At 42.3% G+C, this 16,999-nt stretch carries 13 protein-coding genes and 1 tRNA gene; 9 read left to right on the top strand and 5 right to left on the bottom strand.

Features of this window, described 5'->3' with window-relative positions; translation table 11 throughout:
• Window positions 1–63: 63 nt before the first annotated feature.
• The 6 genes from V7K73_RS06925 (at window position 64) to V7K73_RS06950 (ending at window position 7,619) form a co-directional block, all read left to right on the top strand.
• Window positions 64–660, top strand: coding sequence for a Uma2 family endonuclease (locus tag V7K73_RS06925; RefSeq protein WP_334878395.1), 597 nt, complete (start codon window positions 64–66; stop codon window positions 658–660).
• A gap of 300 nt (window positions 661–960) precedes the next feature.
• Window positions 961–1,818 (top strand): hypothetical protein, encoded by an 858-nt coding sequence (locus V7K73_RS06930; RefSeq protein ID WP_334878397.1) that lies wholly within the window; start codon window positions 961–963, stop codon window positions 1,816–1,818.
• Window positions 1,819–2,331: 513 nt separating this feature from the next.
• Complete coding sequence (gene gshA / locus V7K73_RS06935; RefSeq protein ID WP_334878399.1) at window positions 2,332–3,471, top strand: glutamate--cysteine ligase; 1,140 nt, start codon at window positions 2,332–2,334, stop codon at window positions 3,469–3,471.
• A 309-nt stretch (window positions 3,472–3,780) separates the two neighbouring features.
• Window positions 3,781–4,242: a tRNA (cytidine(34)-2'-O)-methyltransferase gene (locus V7K73_RS06940; protein WP_334878401.1), complete on the top strand. Its 462-nt coding sequence runs from the start codon at window positions 3,781–3,783 to the stop codon at window positions 4,240–4,242.
• Window positions 4,243–5,062: 820 nt separating this feature from the next.
• Window positions 5,063–7,381 (top strand): peptidoglycan DD-metalloendopeptidase family protein, encoded by a 2,319-nt coding sequence (locus V7K73_RS06945; protein ID WP_334878403.1) that lies wholly within the window; start codon window positions 5,063–5,065, stop codon window positions 7,379–7,381.
• A 164-nt stretch (window positions 7,382–7,545) separates the two neighbouring features.
• Window positions 7,546–7,619 (top strand) — tRNA-Met (locus V7K73_RS06950).
• 65 nt (window positions 7,620–7,684) lie between these two features.
• On the opposite strand, the gene V7K73_RS06955 is transcribed toward V7K73_RS06950, so the two are convergent.
• Together V7K73_RS06955 and V7K73_RS06960 are read right to left on the bottom strand one after the other, a co-directional pair.
• Window positions 7,685–8,662 carry a DUF4351 domain-containing protein gene (locus V7K73_RS06955; protein ID WP_334878404.1) on the bottom strand — a complete coding sequence of 326 codons (978 nt, stop codon included), beginning with the start codon at window positions 8,660–8,662 and terminating at the stop codon, window positions 7,685–7,687.
• A 278-nt stretch (window positions 8,663–8,940) separates the two neighbouring features.
• Complete coding sequence (locus V7K73_RS06960; RefSeq protein WP_334878406.1) at window positions 8,941–11,025, bottom strand: amylo-alpha-1,6-glucosidase; 2,085 nt, start codon at window positions 11,023–11,025, stop codon at window positions 8,941–8,943.
• A gap of 131 nt (window positions 11,026–11,156) precedes the next feature.
• On the opposite strand from V7K73_RS06960, the gene V7K73_RS06965 reads away from it, so the two are divergent.
• From V7K73_RS06965 to V7K73_RS06975, 3 genes are all read left to right on the top strand, one after another.
• Window positions 11,157–11,768 carry a peroxiredoxin gene (locus V7K73_RS06965; RefSeq protein ID WP_012412312.1) on the top strand — a complete coding sequence of 204 codons (612 nt, stop codon included), beginning with the start codon at window positions 11,157–11,159 and terminating at the stop codon, window positions 11,766–11,768.
• A gap of 365 nt (window positions 11,769–12,133) precedes the next feature.
• The gene (locus tag V7K73_RS06970; RefSeq protein WP_334878408.1) at window positions 12,134–12,670 is read left to right on the top strand and encodes a peroxiredoxin family protein; all 537 of its coding nucleotides are present in this window, start codon (window positions 12,134–12,136) and stop codon (window positions 12,668–12,670) included.
• Window positions 12,671–12,725: 55 nt separating this feature from the next.
• The gene (locus V7K73_RS06975; RefSeq protein ID WP_334878430.1) at window positions 12,726–13,379 is read left to right on the top strand and encodes a glutathione S-transferase family protein; all 654 of its coding nucleotides are present in this window, start codon (window positions 12,726–12,728) and stop codon (window positions 13,377–13,379) included.
• A 75-nt stretch (window positions 13,380–13,454) separates the two neighbouring features.
• Here V7K73_RS06975 and V7K73_RS06980 read toward each other — a convergent pair whose 3' ends face one another.
• The 3 genes from V7K73_RS06980 to V7K73_RS06990 all read right to left on the bottom strand — a co-directional run bounded on the left by V7K73_RS06980 (window position 13,455) and on the right by V7K73_RS06990 (window position 16,643).
• Entirely contained in the window at window positions 13,455–14,495 is a 1,041-nt protein-coding gene (locus tag V7K73_RS06980) for a DnaJ C-terminal domain-containing protein (protein WP_334878410.1), read from the bottom strand.
• A gap of 121 nt (window positions 14,496–14,616) precedes the next feature.
• Entirely contained in the window at window positions 14,617–15,186 is a 570-nt protein-coding gene (locus tag V7K73_RS06985) for an AAA family ATPase (RefSeq protein WP_334878412.1), read from the bottom strand.
• A 167-nt stretch (window positions 15,187–15,353) separates the two neighbouring features.
• Window positions 15,354–16,643: a glucose-1-phosphate adenylyltransferase gene (locus V7K73_RS06990; protein ID WP_334878414.1), complete on the bottom strand. Its 1,290-nt coding sequence runs from the start codon at window positions 16,641–16,643 to the stop codon at window positions 15,354–15,356.
• Window positions 16,644–16,999: the final 356 nt, after the last annotated feature.

The following is a 16,999-nucleotide window of genomic DNA, read 5'->3' on the forward strand; positions in this document are numbered from 1 at the left end:
ATAATTAACAAACTGCCCTCCAAAACTGATTATTTCTCATTTAGAAACAGACTGGAGATTTTTATGACCCCAGCAGCGATCGCTACACCCACAAAAGAATCACCCCTTTTGTTTGAAGGACTGACTTGGAGAGAATTCAAAGCAGTTGAGCAATTATTAGACCGTCCAGGATATCGCCTATCTTTCCTGGATGGTATTTTGGAGATCCGAAGAATGCCTGGAGAACAACACGAAACCGTTAAGAAGAGAATTGCCGCATTGTTAGAACTTTATCTGCTCATGGCAGGGTTTGACTTTACTCCAACTGGATCAATGACCTTAGAAAGTGAATCGGGTGCTGTCAAGCGAGAAGCAGATGAATCTTATAAACTTGCCCCTGGTCGAGTGCGCCCTGATTTAGCGATTGAGGTGGTGTTTACCAGTGGCGGTATCAACAAACTAGAGGCATACAAACGGCTGTTGATTCCAGAAGTGTGGTTCTGGGAAGATGGAGTGTTAGAAATTTATCATTTGCGGAAAGAAGGCAACGCACTTGATTATGAAAAGGTTTCTAGTAGTGAGGAGGTTAAAGGTATCGATCTGGATTTGTTGTTACGCTGCATTAATATGGTGAATCATGTTGATGCCATCAAGACTTTTCAGCAGGCGCTTCATAAATAGCTGGCAATTTCTACTAAACGAATTGATGACAATCTTAAAAATTTGGGAAATTAAATTGAGGCGAAAGACTGAGCAAATTAGCAATTTTAAAAGCCGAGACTTTTTGTCTGTCGTAAAATTTCGCTTTTGACATAACAGGATTTAGAAGTCGTACTTAAAAGTGGCAAAACTCAATAATATCTCAAAAACAGTCCCATCAAAAGCCGCATTAACATAAACATTAGAGGAAGTTTTCCAAGATATTAACAGCACAAATGCAGAACTACATTCAAATTGTGCATCTACATGGAGGTTTCGTTGATGTTTCTGGACTCTTCTGCTAAACCGATTGATGACAATCTCAAAAAATTGGTAGACGAAATAGAAGCGCAAAGTTCTAGTTTATCAGGTTTAGCAGCGCGTGAATTTCGTTATAGTTTGCGGCAAACTCCTGTAGAAGTAAATATCAAAGAACCCCGCCAGTTTAACGTACTTGAAGAATTTATTATCCGCGCCGCTATTGAATTTCAACCTCCGCCAACAGAGGATGAATTAGCATCTGTACTTGGGCTGGATTCTGTTTTTATTAAAACTACTACTACAACTCTTCGTTCTTTACAAACTCTATCACCAACATCACCACTTACTGTTACTGCTGAAGGTCGTTTATTTTATCAAAAAGGGTCTGTACCACAGCCGCCATATCCTATACAAATTTATGCTATTACAGACCCTTTAAGCGACAAGATCACCTTTCAATCTGAATCATTAAATGAGACAACGATAACTTTACCTGACTTGGCAGACTTTATCACTATCGATCGTACAATTACTGATATTGCTTCTTTACCACTTGAGGAAATCCAAAAAAGTATTCAAGCTTCAGGTTTAGCACTTCATGTACCAGAAGAGGGAAAAATCGTAAGTTCCTATAGGGTGCTAGCTTCGACTCAAAAATTTTGGAGAAAGATATCGCTTTTCGTTATATTTGATGCTCTTGAAGATAAATTGACTATTCAAATAAGAAATGGAAAGCAAATTTTAGAGTCAGCATCAAATTGGTTAGAAGTGCTACATGCTGAAGGTAAAATATCTTTGCAAACATTATGTAAATTGTCAACAGAAACCATCAATTTTCAACGTGAAGCCATTCTTAAACAGAAAAATACTGAAATATAACCTAGACTCGAAAAGATTCGCCAAAAGACGCTAAGTAGGTAGACGTAATTAAACATATAATAAACCTCACCCTCAATCCCTCTCCGATACTTTGGAGAGGGAAGCCGGATAGAGGGTGAGGTTTTATATTTAAACTTACTTAATGATGAAGTCTGGGCGCAATTTCTCCGCCTTAATATTGCCCAAAAGAGTGATTCACCTGATAATTTTATTTCGCAATATACCTAAAATAAAACAAACATAGTACGGAAATTTTAGGTTTAAATTAACTGTTTGAAATAACCAAAATTCTGAATATACATTGAACTATACGCTGCGTAAATTTAACTAGTATATTTCTTATGCTTTAGTAGTAAGTAATAATTTTCCGAGAGATAGCCAATAAATCTGTCGTCCTGATTTGGGATGAATTATCAATAAAATTATTCTTAACCTTTGATTGGCTTAAAGATAGATCCAGAAAATCGTCTAATTCGATACAATTTATAGGCAGAGAGAGCCAAGGAGAACAAGGTGGTTTTATTAAAAGGCTTTGAGATTGAGATTTACACTGGCACGCCTCAAGGTGAAATCGTTGGTCTCTCCGACAAAATTGTTGCAGATTTGGATGGATTTATGCGGGAGCCAGATAGCCGCAATGTGGAATACATAACTCAACCATCCCCTAATTACGAAAATTTATTGTGTGCCTTGCTGCGTCCGAGGCGGGTGTTGCGAAACTACCTGAATCGTTTGGGCGATTACACCCTGATACCGGGGAGTACTTTATCTTTAGGTGGGAGCGATCGCTTTCTCCGTTCCGATCCAGCAAACCCCTATCATGACTACATTGAGAACACCTACGGCACAAAAGTAGTCACCGCCAGCGTCCACATCAATGTAGGCATTAGCGATCCAGAAGTATTAATGCGGGCGTGTCGCGTGATCCGGATGGAAGCACCTTTATTTCTCGCTCTCAGCGCCTCATCTCCCTTCCTAGATGGTAAAGCTACTGGCTATCACTCCACCCGTTGGGGCGTATTTCCCCAAACGCCTAGCCATGTACCGTTATTTGCCAGCCACGCCGATCATATTCAGTGGGTGGAAGATCAGCTAGTTGCCGGAACCATGCAAAACGTGCGGCATTTGTGGGTATCAGTGCGACCAAATGGCGATCGCCGTCCTTATGACCTAAATCGGCTAGAATTGAGAATTTGCGATTTAGTCACAGATCCCCTTGCCTTGCTAGCCATTAGTGCCTTATTAGAAGCGCGTTTGTTGCAAATAATCGAAAATCCCAGCATCGATCCGTTAACTCAAAGTACCTTCTCTGGCGAAGAACTCGTCACCCTGACTGCTGAGAACGAAGCAGCAGCAGCATCTGGTAGTCTCGATGCTCAGTTGAAGCATTGGCAAGATGGTAGAAGTATCCTAGCCAGAGATTGGATTACCCAAATGTACCAAGATGTTTGGGCGATCGCTAAACAACGAGGCTTTAGTTGTTTCCTTTCCCCTTTACACAAAATCCTCCGCGAAGGCAATGAAGCTCAACAGTGGTTGCAATTACATGCAGTCGGTTTTGACACCCAGCGCGTCATCACCCAAGCTATTGTCGCCACCCAAGAGCGCGAAATCGAACTCGAAGAGAAATTGTGTTCCTCCCTACTCGCTTAACTCAGGGAGCAGGGGGAGGGAAGTCCAGAAATTGAATAAATAATTTATTTTTTGGAGTTCCCTCAGACAAATGATAGATTTTCTTGGAGATACTAGGCCTTTTTATTTCTACATAAAACTTAATATTTCCTGATTTTAACCAAATATCCTCTCAGACATTGCTCTGGGAGGGTTTGGGCTTCGTTTTAAAAATCTAATCAATAGAGGATGCTTGATTATTATTAATAAAACCTATGAATCGCCTCTACCCTTTGGTAGATTTAACATAGAAAATAGTTTTTTTTATACAATACGTAGATTATACGCTCAATGCCCCAGGTAGTTTTAGTTCACCCACAAATTCCTCCTAATACAGGTAATATTGCCCGTACTTGTGCAGCTACGGATACAGAGTTGCATTTAGTGGGACCTTTGGGATTTGAAATTAGCGATCGCTACCTCAAAAGAGCAGGTTTGGATTACTGGCCTTACGTCAAACTGCACTATCACGAATCGCTAGAAGCCTTTAAAAACCTACATCAGCAGCGTGGAGGCAGATGTTTAGGTTTTAGTGTCGGTGGAAATTCTAATTACGTCAACTTTCAGTTTCAACCAGATGATTGGTTGCTGTTTGGTAGTGAAACTACGGGCTTACCACCAGCAATTTTGTCAGATTGCGATGCTACTCTGTATATTCCCATGAGCCAACCGGGGGTTCGTAGCTTGAATCTATCAGTAAGTGTGGCAATTAGCTTATTTGAAACCCGTCGTCAGTTAGGCTATTTACAATAGTTATTTACATCACCACAAGTAAATATACTTATAAAATTCCGAGATATCTATTAGACAAAGGATTTGTGGCAGTAAAAATTTTCGGAATTACTGTAAGAATATGTAAAACAAGATACCTAAAATGGGTTTATTTGCGAAATTGTAGTGGAAGATACTTACAAGGATAGGAAGGTTATTATAAGAAATTTGTATATAAAACTTGGGATATTGCCAAATTTGAATGATAGATTTTGATGAATCTGAAAGATCCGAAAATGGGGAGAAAAACGGCTAAAATCAGTCATAATAGACATTTGAGCCATTTTAGCTCCCTCGACTTAGAAAGCAGCCCCAAAGTAGTCGATAGATCATACGGTTGTTTTTTAGGGAATAATCAACGTAAAGTCTCGTGTTGAGAAGACTGATTGGGTAGAAATATCTTGAAGATATCTACAGTGGGGGGCATCACTTTTCCAGAAGTCGCAGCAATTTAATTCTCTGCAGCGACTATGGACTTGGCAAATAGTTTGTCCAGTCCCCGCAATTGACGCAAGACAATGGCGGACAATGGTAAAAAGTAAAACGTCCTAAGTGGTGTGAAGAGTGGTTCGGACAAGTAAACACAGCAAAATTTAAGTTTTGCTAATACGTGTGAACTTGTTTTAATCAGAGAAGCAGGTTAATCTTGCGTAAGCATCTCTGGTGAATGTGATCTCGATCTATGATTCGTTGTGATCTAAATCATTGACTAGTATCCAACTGAAAAATCGAGGTCAGTTAAGCGCTAGTGATCGTAAGGAGGTCGTCTTTGAAACGAGCATTGAAAAAGAGAGTAAAAGCTGTGTTGAACAATAACCCCAGCAGCGATGATGCCCCGGTAGAACTGCTAAATGTGACAAATCCAAAAGTTAACCGCCGGGTGCGGACAAAAGCTGCCATGATTGGCTTGGCAATCTCTATGGGAGCAACCAGCCTTTTGGTGACTCGACAAAGCGATCAAGCCCAAGCAGCAGTGCCTGTAGGTAGCCAGAAGGCTTTTTCTTCGATTCCTGCTGTTGCTGACACTGAGGTGAAATTCGCCTCCACAAAGCTGGAGTCCCAAGCAGTCTCATCAGCGAGCGTGCCGGAAAATCCTGTTATCGTGGAACCAACGGCAGTCTCACAAGTGCCTGGGCTTGAAGCTAAATGGCAAGTCGCGGCAAATGGAATGTCTTTGCAAGTTCCTGCATCAGAAAAGTTTTCCCCAGGAACAGCAGTTTATAAAAATTCTACCTACCTGAAGCCCCAAGTGGCGCAGGGATTAAAGAATACCTTAGCTGAAACTAGTTTCCCAACAGTCAATAATCTGTCTGAGTCTAGTGCTGATGGTGTTGGTATTGCAAAAGCATCACTAACTGCCCAGCCACAAACAGTGGCAATATCTGGCGCAGCCAACAGTGAAATAAATGCACAACTTAAGGCGCAACAAGAGTTCGCACTGAATCGCTTACAAGAAAAATCGAACCGTTTAAGAAATAGTCTGGCACAGTTGCGGTCTGGGGAGACTAAAGATTTATCACAAGCTGATATGGGGTTGGCACAGCCAACGACTGTAGTTGAGAAGACTGTATTAGCCCAGTCGGACACTTCTGGCGATGCAAGCAAAGCCAACTTGATATCGAAGTTAAAACAGTTAAAACAGAAGACACAAACGACTGCACTAACACCAGCTAAACCAACAGTTATTGCCTCCTCGACTCGAACAGCTTACGAAGTTAAGCCTGGAGATACACTAGCAGCGATCGCCAGCAGATATAACACTTCCGTATCAGAACTAGTCAAGGCAAATAACCTCAATAATCCAAATGAACTGAAAATTAGTCAACAACTAATTATTCCTGCTGTTCAAATTGAGGCAACTGTACCAACTAACCCCACTCTAGCGACTAACCCCATTCTAGCAAGTAACTCCACTCTAGCGATTAAGCCCACTTTTGTAGAGTCCAGCAAAACTCCTCATGTTGCCACCTCCCCTATAAATATTGGTAGTGCCAACTCATATCTACCTAGCTCACAATCACCAAATATTGCCGACAACACTAACATTACCGTCCCTACACCGGTAACTGTTCAGATTCAGGCAAATAGTGCAACCGACTTAAAAACAGCCCCTACTCCTGTTTCTTCTTATGGCGTCGGTGGTGAAAATCAAGTGCCACAAACTTTTGCCGAAATGCAACACTTTAAAGCACCAACAAATAGGGTAGCAAGGGTAAACAATAACAATAATGACCGTTTGCGGAGTTTACAAGCCGAAATTCAAAGGTTACAGCAGAAATATCGCACTCAACAGTCTGGGAACTCAGTTGTGTCAGCAGCAGCTACCGAAACTAATAATGCTGCGATTTTGACTCCTATTTCCACCCCCAATAATTTCACTGTACCCAATGCGGCTCGACCGAATAGTGTAGCAATCCAAATTCCAGTTCCTACACCGATTCAGAGTAAGTATAGCGTTCAGCCAATTAAGCCCCAATTCCGTACTTCTGTACGCCCTAGCGAGGTAGTAAACCCAGAGTTCTTGCCTAATCTAGGTTCTGCTAGTAAGTGGACTCCCTCTGACACCCCAGTAGCCGTAAAGGTTGCAACACCTTCTGGAAGAGTAAATGCTTCTGACTCCTTAGGAATGATGCGGGGAAGGACTGTTTCTCCACAGGTAATACCACCTTTGGCAGCAGTCGATCAATATCTCCCCAGAGCCATTGACCAACTAACGCCTCCTCCATCTTCTTCCTCAACCATAGCTTTCACCTGGCCAGCAAAAGGCACTCTCACTTCTGGCTTTGGTATGCGTTGGGGAAGACCGCACAAGGGAATTGATATTGCTAACTCCACTGGCACACCAGTTGTTGCTTCAGCTGAGGGGACGATACAAAAAGCTGGCTGGAACAACGGTGGCTACGGCAACCTCGTTGAAATCCGCCATCCTGATGGCAGCACGACTCGTTATGCTCATAACAGCAAAATTCTGGTACAACCTGGTCAGCAGGTGCATCAAGGAGAAACAATTGCTTTAATGGGTAGTACTGGTCACAGCACTGGGCCACACAGCCACTTTGAAATTCATCCAGGAGGTAAAGAAGCTGTTAACCCAATAGCCTTCCTACCCCAACGCGTGTAAAACAGGCTATCTGTAATTAAATCATTGCCTTGTTAGTTGAGGGAGGTAAACTCCCTCTTTTGCTTTCTATTGCCTCAACAGGGATAAAAGCTGTAAGAAATTTGCAAAAATTCTAGTCTTGAGCAAATTTGTATGCTATACTAGTAGGTGATTTGAAGATATATGGCTCAGTAGCTCAGTTGGTTAGAGCGCGGGACTCATAAGCCTGAGGTCGTTGGTTCAATTCCAACCTGAGCCACTTTAAAAGTTATAAGTAGTGAGCGATAAGTAGAGTTAAGATAGAGTAACTTTAACCTCTAATACTTACGACTCAGCACTAAGTGTTTGATGAGTTTGTAGCCAGTTGAGCAAATCAGCGATCGCACTAAAATCTAACAAAGCCTCGCCCAGTGCTTCCAATTGTTCTAGAGAAAGACCCTGAATCTGTTCTCGAATTTGTTGTGGTAACTCTCCTACCCGTTTTTGTAGCTGTCGTAGTACAAGTGTTTGTGCTTGTTCCTGTTGTCCTTCTTCCTTACCTCGCTCGTAGCCAATGCGCTCGCCTGTGGTAATGTAACTCATGGTACGCTCCTGCTCGAATTGTTTAAACTCCTGCCAAAATTCTGCTTCTAATCCTTTTGGTAAAATCATAACCCAATCGATAAAACGATAGAGGTTACGAATATCCTTTTCTTGCAGCCCTTGTTCATACAATCGCCGAATTAAACTAAATTTCCACGTTTTTCTTTCTCCCAACTGTTTAGTAGTTTGTTGGGTTTTTAAATGTGCCATTACCACCGTCGCAAAGGGATTATCGCTATTTTCTAACTCTGTCCATCGATTTTGATAATCGAGCAGTTTGACGGTTCCAAATCTAAAATGCAAACCACAATCAGGATAATTATAACTGTATTGATTTGGTCTCCAAGTCAAGTCAGCATCGCACAAAATTGCTAGGCTAATGGCTGGTTTAGCAAATTTGTCAAAAATTCGCAGGTTGTAGGAAAACATCCTTTGAGCAAAATTATCTTCCGATTTTGCCTGAATTTCGACATGAATCAACAGCCAAATTTCCTCTCCTTGAATTTGCCAGACTTTGACCAATTTATCTGCATATCTTCTACCAAGTTCTGCTTCTCGGGCTATTTGTTGAAACTCCTTATCAAGAAACTCGTGGGGACGTTCCCAATTAATTAGTGCTGCTGTTTGCGGAAAGAAAAATTGCATTGCTTGTGGGAAGTAAGCTTCTAGGATTTCTTTCCACGGGGAATCATTATCGGCTCTTTCTCGTTCCTCGCTCATGAGTTGATTGGTAGATTCATGTTCTTGATAATTAAGATGTGAGCTAATACTGCGTAGGTTTTGAAAATTATATACAAAAGTCAGCAAACATAGATTTTGGGATCAAAACCATCTTTGGATGGTGCTATCTTACTTGAACAACTAAATACTTTATCGCTGAAAAATTTTCATCAAAATAAACTACAAATTCAGCTTTTTGTTACACTTTTGGAATAAAAATTTACATTAAAATTTACAAAGAGTGAGTGGTGAGGTATAGCTATCTCTTATATTCAGCACTATTTAATGTGGCGGATGACTTCGGCAACTGACCAAGCTTGAGCGATCGCTCCTCTAGGTTTGTGAGGTGCATCGCCATCAAAAATCTCAGAAATAGAACCAAGACAAGCGTCAAATAGAAAGTGATCTAGCAGAGGTTGCCAATCAAAACGCAGCGATCGCTGTGGATAAAAACGTTGCCAAGCCCGAATATATGGCCCAATTAGCCAAGCCCAAACAGTACCTTGGTGATAGGCGCGATCGCGTTGCTCTTGGTTCCCCTCATATCTCCCTTTGTATTCGGGATCTCCTGGATCGAGACTGCGAAGGCCATAGGGGGTAAGCAAGCTGACAGTTGCCAAATCTAGTATTTGACACCCTTGTTGTTCAGAAAAGCCGCAATGGTGCAGCGACAGTGCTAAAACGGCATTGGGACGAACTTGAAAATTCCGGCGATCGTCCGGCTCAATAGTATCGTACAGATAACCTAGTTGAGGATTCCAGAACTTTTGCAGCGAGGTTTTCACATGTTCTGCTTGTTGAGCATAACGCTGTGCTTGCTTAACCAGACGCGTCTGCTCACCATACTCAAGCAGGCTCAATCGTTCTGCCCACTGACTCAGCCAACATAAAGCAGAATACCACAGTGCATTGATTTCTACTGGCTTACCGTAACGGGGAGTGACGGGGTATACTCCAATTACCACATCCATCCAGGTAAGGGCTACACCAGGAGCATCCCAACTAACTAGCCCATCGGTAGCATCGATCTGGATATTGAAATGTGTACTACCGACAAATGCTTTGTAGATTTGCTGTACTAAGGGGAATTGCTCCGCCAAAAATTCCCAGTCTTGGGTAGCTTCTAAATAAAGTCCTAAAGTTTCAATCCACCACAACGCCGCATCAATACTGTTATAAATTGGTTCGCCATTGGCATCAGAAAATACATTAGGAATCAAACCGTGGCGACAATAATGCCCAAAAGTCCGCAATACTCCTTTTGCTAAGTCAAAGCGCTCTGGAATAAGTGCTAACCCTGGTAAAGCGATTAATGTGTTGCGTCCCCAGTCATTAAACCAGTGATAACCAGCAATTACTGTAGGGCCTGGAATTGAGGCTCGATAAACGATAAACTGATCGCTTGCTTTGAGTAGTTGTTGCCAGATTGTAGATTGGGCATTGGGCATTTGAGATTCGTAATTATTCCCCTGCTCCCCTGCTCCCCTGCTCCCCTGCTTTTCTGCTTTTCTGCCTCCCTCTTTCCATCCAAAAATCTGTGAGAGCCTTTCTTGCTCTGCCTTCACGGCTTCTGTAAAGGTTTCGGGGGTAAGAACACCTGCCATCGAGTCCGGTAAACCTACTCGTGCTTCTAGAGTAAGTGTATCTCCTGGTTGCAGTGTGACTATCAAGTAACCAGGACTGTAGAGGTCTTCCTTGTCGCCTAATCCCCGTTTTCTCTCCTCAGGCAATCCATAATGCCAATACCAAACTGCATCTGTTTGATATCTTCCTTGTGTCCAGCGCAAGTGCCAAGGGATACCGAAATTCCCAAAATCTTTTGCTTGCAGACAGATTTGCTGTTGCCCAAGCAATTGTGAGAACTGTAATCCTGGATTAGCAGTTTGCTGGTGGTGAAAGTCACGTTCTGCTATCAGCAGTCGCAGCCGTAAAATCGCTGTATCACTTCCCTCATAACGATATTGGATCAAAGTTCGATGGCAAAACTGGGAGTGGGAAGTATCATTCTCTTCCCTACTCCCTTCCCAACCATAAGGCATCACCAATTGTCTGGTTAACTGCCAGTTATCTTGACCCCAAATCCATTTGGGAACTGGGTTAATATCAAAACAGCGTAGCAGTTCGTAGCCCGTCGGCTCAATCTGACCGTTACCCCAAAAATTTGTCCCCAGTGCGACAACGCTCCCTAATACTTCCAAGCTAGCTTCTAGGTGCGACAACAGTAGGGTGCGATCGCTAGGAGGATTTGTCGCGGCAAACAGCCAACCGTGATAAGTGCGCGTGCGGACATCCGAAACTGTACCACTGGCAAAACTTCCTAAGCCATTAGTAAGCAACCATTCTCTTGTATCTAAATCAAGCATTTGCTACTCAAAATCGTTATGAGTATGATATAGTCGTAACAGATCGTAATTAAACTGTGAGAGCGTGGATGGGTGAGTTTTACTTGACCCGAATTCTAACGCTACTAAACCGATAAAGGAGAATTAGGTTAATGTCCCTTACTTACGGAACCGAAGGAAGCCTCCGCGTTGGTCAACAAGCTCCCGATTTCACAGCAACGGCTGTGGTAGACCAGGAATTTAAGACAATCAAACTTTCCGATTATCGCGGTAAGTATGTCGTCCTGTTTTTCTACCCATTAGACTTTACCTTTGTTTGTCCCACTGAAATCACAGCATTTAGCGATCGCTACGAAGAATTTAAGAAAATCAATACTGAAGTCCTTGGGGCTTCTGTTGATAGTGAATTCTCCCACCTCGCTTGGATTCAAACAGATCGTAAGTCTGGTGGCGTCGGCGACCTGAATTATCCTCTAGTCTCTGACATCAAAAAAGAGATTAGCGCCGCTTACAATGTTCTCGATCCAGCAGCTGGCATTGCCTTGCGTGGTTTGTTCCTCATAGATAAAGATGGTATCATACAGCACGCCACCATCAACAATCTAGCTTTTGGTCGCAGCGTTGATGAAACCCTGCGGACACTGCAAGCAATTCAGTATGTTCAGTCTCACCCCGACGAAGTTTGCCCAGCTGGTTGGCAACCTGGTGACAAGACAATGAATCCTGACCCAGTGAAGTCTAAAGTCTACTTCTCTGCTGTCTAAATTTCGCTAGCTAGGATTTAATCCATCCTGTTGGAGTTGAAACTAAAATCAACGACGAAAACCACAGATAAACAGAGATACACATTAAACAGTGTCAACCTCGGTATCTATCTGTGGTTTTTTAATAAAATGGTAAGTAGGTAGGCGTAATTAAATATAAGATCAAACCTCACCCTCAATCCCTCTCCTTATTAAGGAGAGGGAAGCCGGAAGCAGGGTGAGGTTTGATATTTAATTTGACCCACTTACTTATTCAAATAATCATTGTTAAAAATAGACCAATCTTAACAATGGTTATGACAGATAAAATGCCAAAAAACGATTACTAAATCATTCTTTGACAATCCAAAATCCAAAATGGTATTATGCTGACTTCAACTGATTTTAGTGGGTTATTAAATGAGCGATTCTTCCGCAATTTTTTACCAGTTCCAGCGACAAATAAACTCAGGTTGGGAGTAGGAACGCCAGATTTTCAACTTCCTGATATTACCAACGGAACATTAGTAAAATTGTCTGATTATAAAGGCAAACAACCAGTATTACTCGCCTTTACTCGCATCTTTACTGAAAAACAATATTGCCCCTTTTGTTTTCCTCACATCAAAGCTTTAAAGGAAAACTATGAGCAGTTTAAGAATCGCGGTATAGAAGTTTTAATGATTACTAGTACCGATGAACGGCAGAGTCAAAGAGTTGTGAGGGATTTAGGCTTACAAATGCCGTTATTGAGCGATCCTAGTTGCCGAGTTTTTCGTAACTATCAAGTAGGACAAGCACTGGGAGCGCCTTTACCAGCCCAATTCGTATTAGATAAAGAAGGAAAACTCCACTACTGGCATTTGTTTTCTTTTTTGGATCACAATGCTAGTGTTGAAACATTGTTAGAACAATTCAATTGAGTGTAATGTGTAAATGGCAATGCCCACCCTACTCATAAAATTGTGAGCTTTTATGGTGCTGACCCTTTATCATTCGTCGATTTCTCCCAACTCTCGCCGTGTCTGGATTACTCTGCTGGAAAAAGGACTTGAGTTTGAATTAGTAGATATAAAACTGGATGGGGAGCAGTTTAAACCAGAGTTTTTGGCAATTAGTCCCTTCCATCACATTCCGGCTTTGGTAGATGACGGCTTTAATGTAGTGGAATCTTTGGCAATTCTGGACTATTTAGAGGCAAAATATCCCACACCTGCGATGTTGCCTAAAGATGCCAAAGATTTAGCGATCGCCCGCATGGTAGAACTGGTAACTATAAATGAGCTTTTGCCAGCAACCAACACCTTTTTACCTCAGTATCTCGGCTTGCCTGGAGGAGATCCAGAAAAAATTGAAAAAGCACAGCAAAAAATTACTACAGTGCTGAAGCTTTTTGAGAGTTTACTTGACGATCGCCCTTACTTTGGTAGTCAAAACCTCACTCTCGCTGAGGTTGTCGCTGGAACTGTAGTAGTATTGCTGCCGGAAATAGGCATTTCTTTAAGTGATTATCCAAAGCTGAATGCTTGGTGCGATCGCTTAGTAGCACGAACAACGTGGCAAGCTACCCAGGCTACACCAGAGGCAATGGAAGCGATGAAGTCCATCGTGCTGGCGAGAATGGCGAAATAACCAACCTAATCAATGTAGAGACGCGTTAGCGTAGCAAAACGAAGTCCAGTTTCGCGTCTCTAAAATGCGAAATTTTCACAGCTTGACTTGCTGTAAATGACTGCGGGGATTATAAGTACGTATAGCCCGGATTTTTTCATAATATTCCCGCTCTTGCTGGCTGAGGTCTTTTGGTGGTGCGATCGCCACCTTTACCAGCTGATCGCCACGTCCACCTTTAGGGAGGGGCCAACCTTTGCCACGTAAACGCAGGGATTGACCAGAACGCACTCCTGCTGGTAGCTTGACATTAACTAAACCATCGGGAGTGGGTACATCAATAGACGCTCCCAGAGTAGCTTCATCTGGTGTGATTGGCACTTCGCACACCAAGTTATCGCCTTCCATTTGGAAGAAGGAGTGCGGCTGAAATTCGACTTTTAAGTATAAATCCCCTCGTTGTTGAGTCATCGGGTTGATTTGACCTTTGCCCCTCACGCGCAGACGACTACCAGGTTTAGCGCCAGATGGGATACGAACATCAATTGTTTCGTTACCTAAACTGAAGCGCTTTTGCACACCGTTAAATGCTTCAGCAAAAGTTAGAGCGATCGCAGCTTCACTATCCTGGGAAGTACCCGTACCTGCATCACCAAACCCATAATCGTTAAAGTTGCCGCTAAAACCACTCGTCGCACCTGTAGAACTGCGGTAAGAATAATTTTGTGAGTAATTTGAGTAATTATTAGTTTGTTGTGAGTAACTTTGTCGCCCACCGCGAGGGGTAGCACCACCAAAACGTCCTAGCAACTCATTAATGAACTCATCAAAATTTCCGTATTGACTGAAGTCAAAACCACCCATATCAACACCAGCGCCGCCAGATGGGAAACCTTCACCAGCTTGTTTCCAATATTGACCGAATTGGTCGTATTTTTTGCGTTTATCTACATCTGACACAACTTCGTAGGCTTCGCTAACTTCTTTAAAGCGTGCTTCTGCCTGTTTGTTATTTGGATTGACATCAGGATGATATTTGCGGGCTAGTTTACGAAAGGCTTGCTTAATCTCGTCTTGAGTGGCAGTCTTACTAACTCCCAAAATTGCGTAATAGTCTTTGAAGTCGGTTGCAGCCATCTATCTACCAGCCTCCTATAGAAATTCCTGTTATGTTTTTTTAAGATAAGAGATGTTAGTTTGCCCGGTATAGTCTCAAGCAAATAGAATCTGACTTTAAATTAACAAAGAATATAGAAATTCAAGTGTGGTTCTCGCTCAACAAGCGATCGCAATTTCCGTACTCGGATTTTTCTGATAAGCGGATCAGCCTGTCTAGTCCCTCTTCCAGACTTGGCGGAGCATCTCGGAGTTGACGGTGCATCCGCAAGATAATTTCTTCAGGAACCTGGCGCGATCGCCTTTTATTACGTGCTATACACAGCCACACTGGCGTATCCACCCAAATTCCGGTAATGTGGGTAAAACCCAAGTCATGGGCTAAAGCAATGACTTTACGGCGATGGCGGCGTTGGGCATTAGTAGCATCAAAAATAGCTGTATTCTTAGTACAAATAGCTTGCTGAAATTGCCGTTCTACTTCTTCCCAAATCATCAGCCACGGCCCCTGAATAGCTTGAGAACCAAACAGTTGCCCCCGAATGCCATCCGTAGAAATCAGTAGCATCTGGGGGCATTCTGTGAGTAATTCTTTTGCCAAAGTAGACTTCCCGCTACCTGGAAGGCCAATCAGCAAAAAGAGTGAGGAATGAGAAGTTAGAAGTGAAGAATTAAAAGTCAACAGTGAGGAATAATCATAATTTTTAGTCATTAACTCCAAACTCCAACCTCCAAACTCCGAACTCCAACCTCCAACCTCCTAACTCCTAACTCCTAACTCCAACCTCCAACCTCCTAACTCCAACCTCCTAACTCCAACCTCCTAACTCCTAACTCCTAACTCCTAACTCCTAACTCCTAACTCCTAACTCCTAACTATTAAATAATCGTTCCATCGGTAATTACAGCATTTTTCAGCACAACAACGATGCCACTGCGGATATAGAAACCTTGACTTTCGCGGTCAGCTTCTTGCACGTTATCTTTATTGATAATTTTCACATCGTGACCGATACTGGCATTTTTATCGACGATCGCACCGCGAATAATCGAGTCAGCACCAATACCTACAGGAATGTCACCTTGTTCTACGTTGGATTTGCGTTCTACAGAAGCTTGGTAAAAATCTGCACCCATGAGCAAAGATTCTTCGATCAGACAGCCAGATTCAATCCGCGATCGCACTCCTAAAACTGAATGTTGAATGCGGCAATTCTTCAAAATGCAACCTTCGCCGATAATTGATTCTGTGATCTGGCAATCTAATAGTTTACTCGGAGGTAAGTAACGAGCGCGAGTATAAATTGGTGCTTTTTCATCATAGAAACTAAAAGGTGGCTGGGGCTGCTGAGTCAGAGCTAAATTCGCATGATAGAATGCCTCAATTGTTCCAATATCTTCCCAGTAATCATCAAAAAGGTAAGCTTGAACGTTGTAATCTTTAGAAGCATCAGGAATAATTTCTTTACCGAAATCAGTCCTTTCTATACCTTCTTTCAACAACTTGAACAAAACCTCTTTTTTAAAGACATAAATCCCCATTGAGGCGATGTAAGGCTGTTGCTGGGCTTGTTCTTTTGATAAACCTAGTACGCTTGTATCAACGCGCATTTGGATTAAAGCTTCACCTTTCGGTTTTTCGCTAAAATCGATGACTCTACCAGAATCGTCAATTTTCATCAAGCCAAAATCTGAGGCGCGGCGTTCATCTATCGGGATGACTGAGAGAGTAATATCAGCCCCCGTTTCCCTATGGCGCTGGATAAACTCACGATAATCCATCCGGTAGAGGTGATCGCCTGAGAGGATTAAATATTCATCTACATCCCATTCTTCCATTAACCACAGATACTGACGGACAGCATCGGCTGTACCTTGGAACCAGTTAGGGTTTTCTGGTGTTTGTTGTGCCGCTAGCACTTCCACAAACCCCTCATTGAACCCAGTAAAGTTGTAGGTACGGGCGATATGACGATTCAGGGAAGCTGAGTTGAATTGTGTCAGGACGTAGATTTTGAATATTTCGGAATTGATGCAGTTACTGACAGGGATATCGATTAGGCGGTATTTCCCTGCTACTGGTACTGCTGGTTTAGCACGGAGTTTGGTTAGTGGGTAAAGCCGAGTACCCGCGCCACCACCAAGAATGATTGATAAAACTTTTTTCACAATAAAATTTCTCCCGACTGCCTTTCAACTCTCATATTCAGTTTAGGACTGTCTGCCACCACAGGTAAGGGGGTTCATCTGATTCTTTGGGATGAATTTTACAGAATGCTACTGGTAATGGATAGTGCTGCCTGTTAATCCAAAAACCGATTTTAAGTACCAAATGCTACTTGATATCTTAAGTATGACCTGCTCTGGCATTGCAAACAATCACTTGATAATTCTCAGACCATCCAACTAAAAGTAATTAATAATACATCTACAATAGCTTATTTAGGATTTAACTATCCAATATAATACTATAGGATTTCTGTATAATTAATCTTGCCAAGAGTTTGTTTAACTAAAACAGCAGA

This window comes from Nostoc sp. (genome assembly GCF_036916975.1).
In the GTDB taxonomy this organism is placed as follows: domain Bacteria; phylum Cyanobacteriota; class Cyanobacteriia; order Cyanobacteriales; family Nostocaceae; genus Nostoc.

What these genes read in the sequence shown, in the direction of transcription:
- V7K73_RS06925 (WP_334878395.1), top strand. Translation starts at nt 64, where the DNA reads ATGACCCCAGCAGCGATCGCTACACCCACAAAAGAATCACCCCTTTTG.
- V7K73_RS06930 (WP_334878397.1), top strand. Translation starts at nt 961, where the DNA reads ATGTTTCTGGACTCTTCTGCTAAACCGATTGATGACAATCTCAAAAAA.
- V7K73_RS06940 (WP_334878401.1), top strand. Translation starts at nt 3,781, where the DNA reads ATGCCCCAGGTAGTTTTAGTTCACCCACAAATTCCTCCTAATACAGGT.
- V7K73_RS06955 (WP_334878404.1), bottom strand. Translation starts at nt 8,662, where the DNA reads ATGAGCGAGGAACGAGAAAGAGCCGATAATGATTCCCCGTGGAAAGAA.
- V7K73_RS06960 (WP_334878406.1), bottom strand. Translation starts at nt 11,025, where the DNA reads ATGCTTGATTTAGATACAAGAGAATGGTTGCTTACTAATGGCTTAGGA.
- V7K73_RS06965 (WP_012412312.1), top strand. Translation starts at nt 11,157, where the DNA reads ATGTCCCTTACTTACGGAACCGAAGGAAGCCTCCGCGTTGGTCAACAA.
- V7K73_RS06970 (WP_334878408.1), top strand. Translation starts at nt 12,134, where the DNA reads ATGCTGACTTCAACTGATTTTAGTGGGTTATTAAATGAGCGATTCTTC.
- V7K73_RS06980 (WP_334878410.1), bottom strand. Translation starts at nt 14,495, where the DNA reads ATGGCTGCAACCGACTTCAAAGACTATTACGCAATTTTGGGAGTTAGT.
- V7K73_RS06985 (WP_334878412.1), bottom strand. Translation starts at nt 15,186, where the DNA reads ATGACTAAAAATTATGATTATTCCTCACTGTTGACTTTTAATTCTTCA.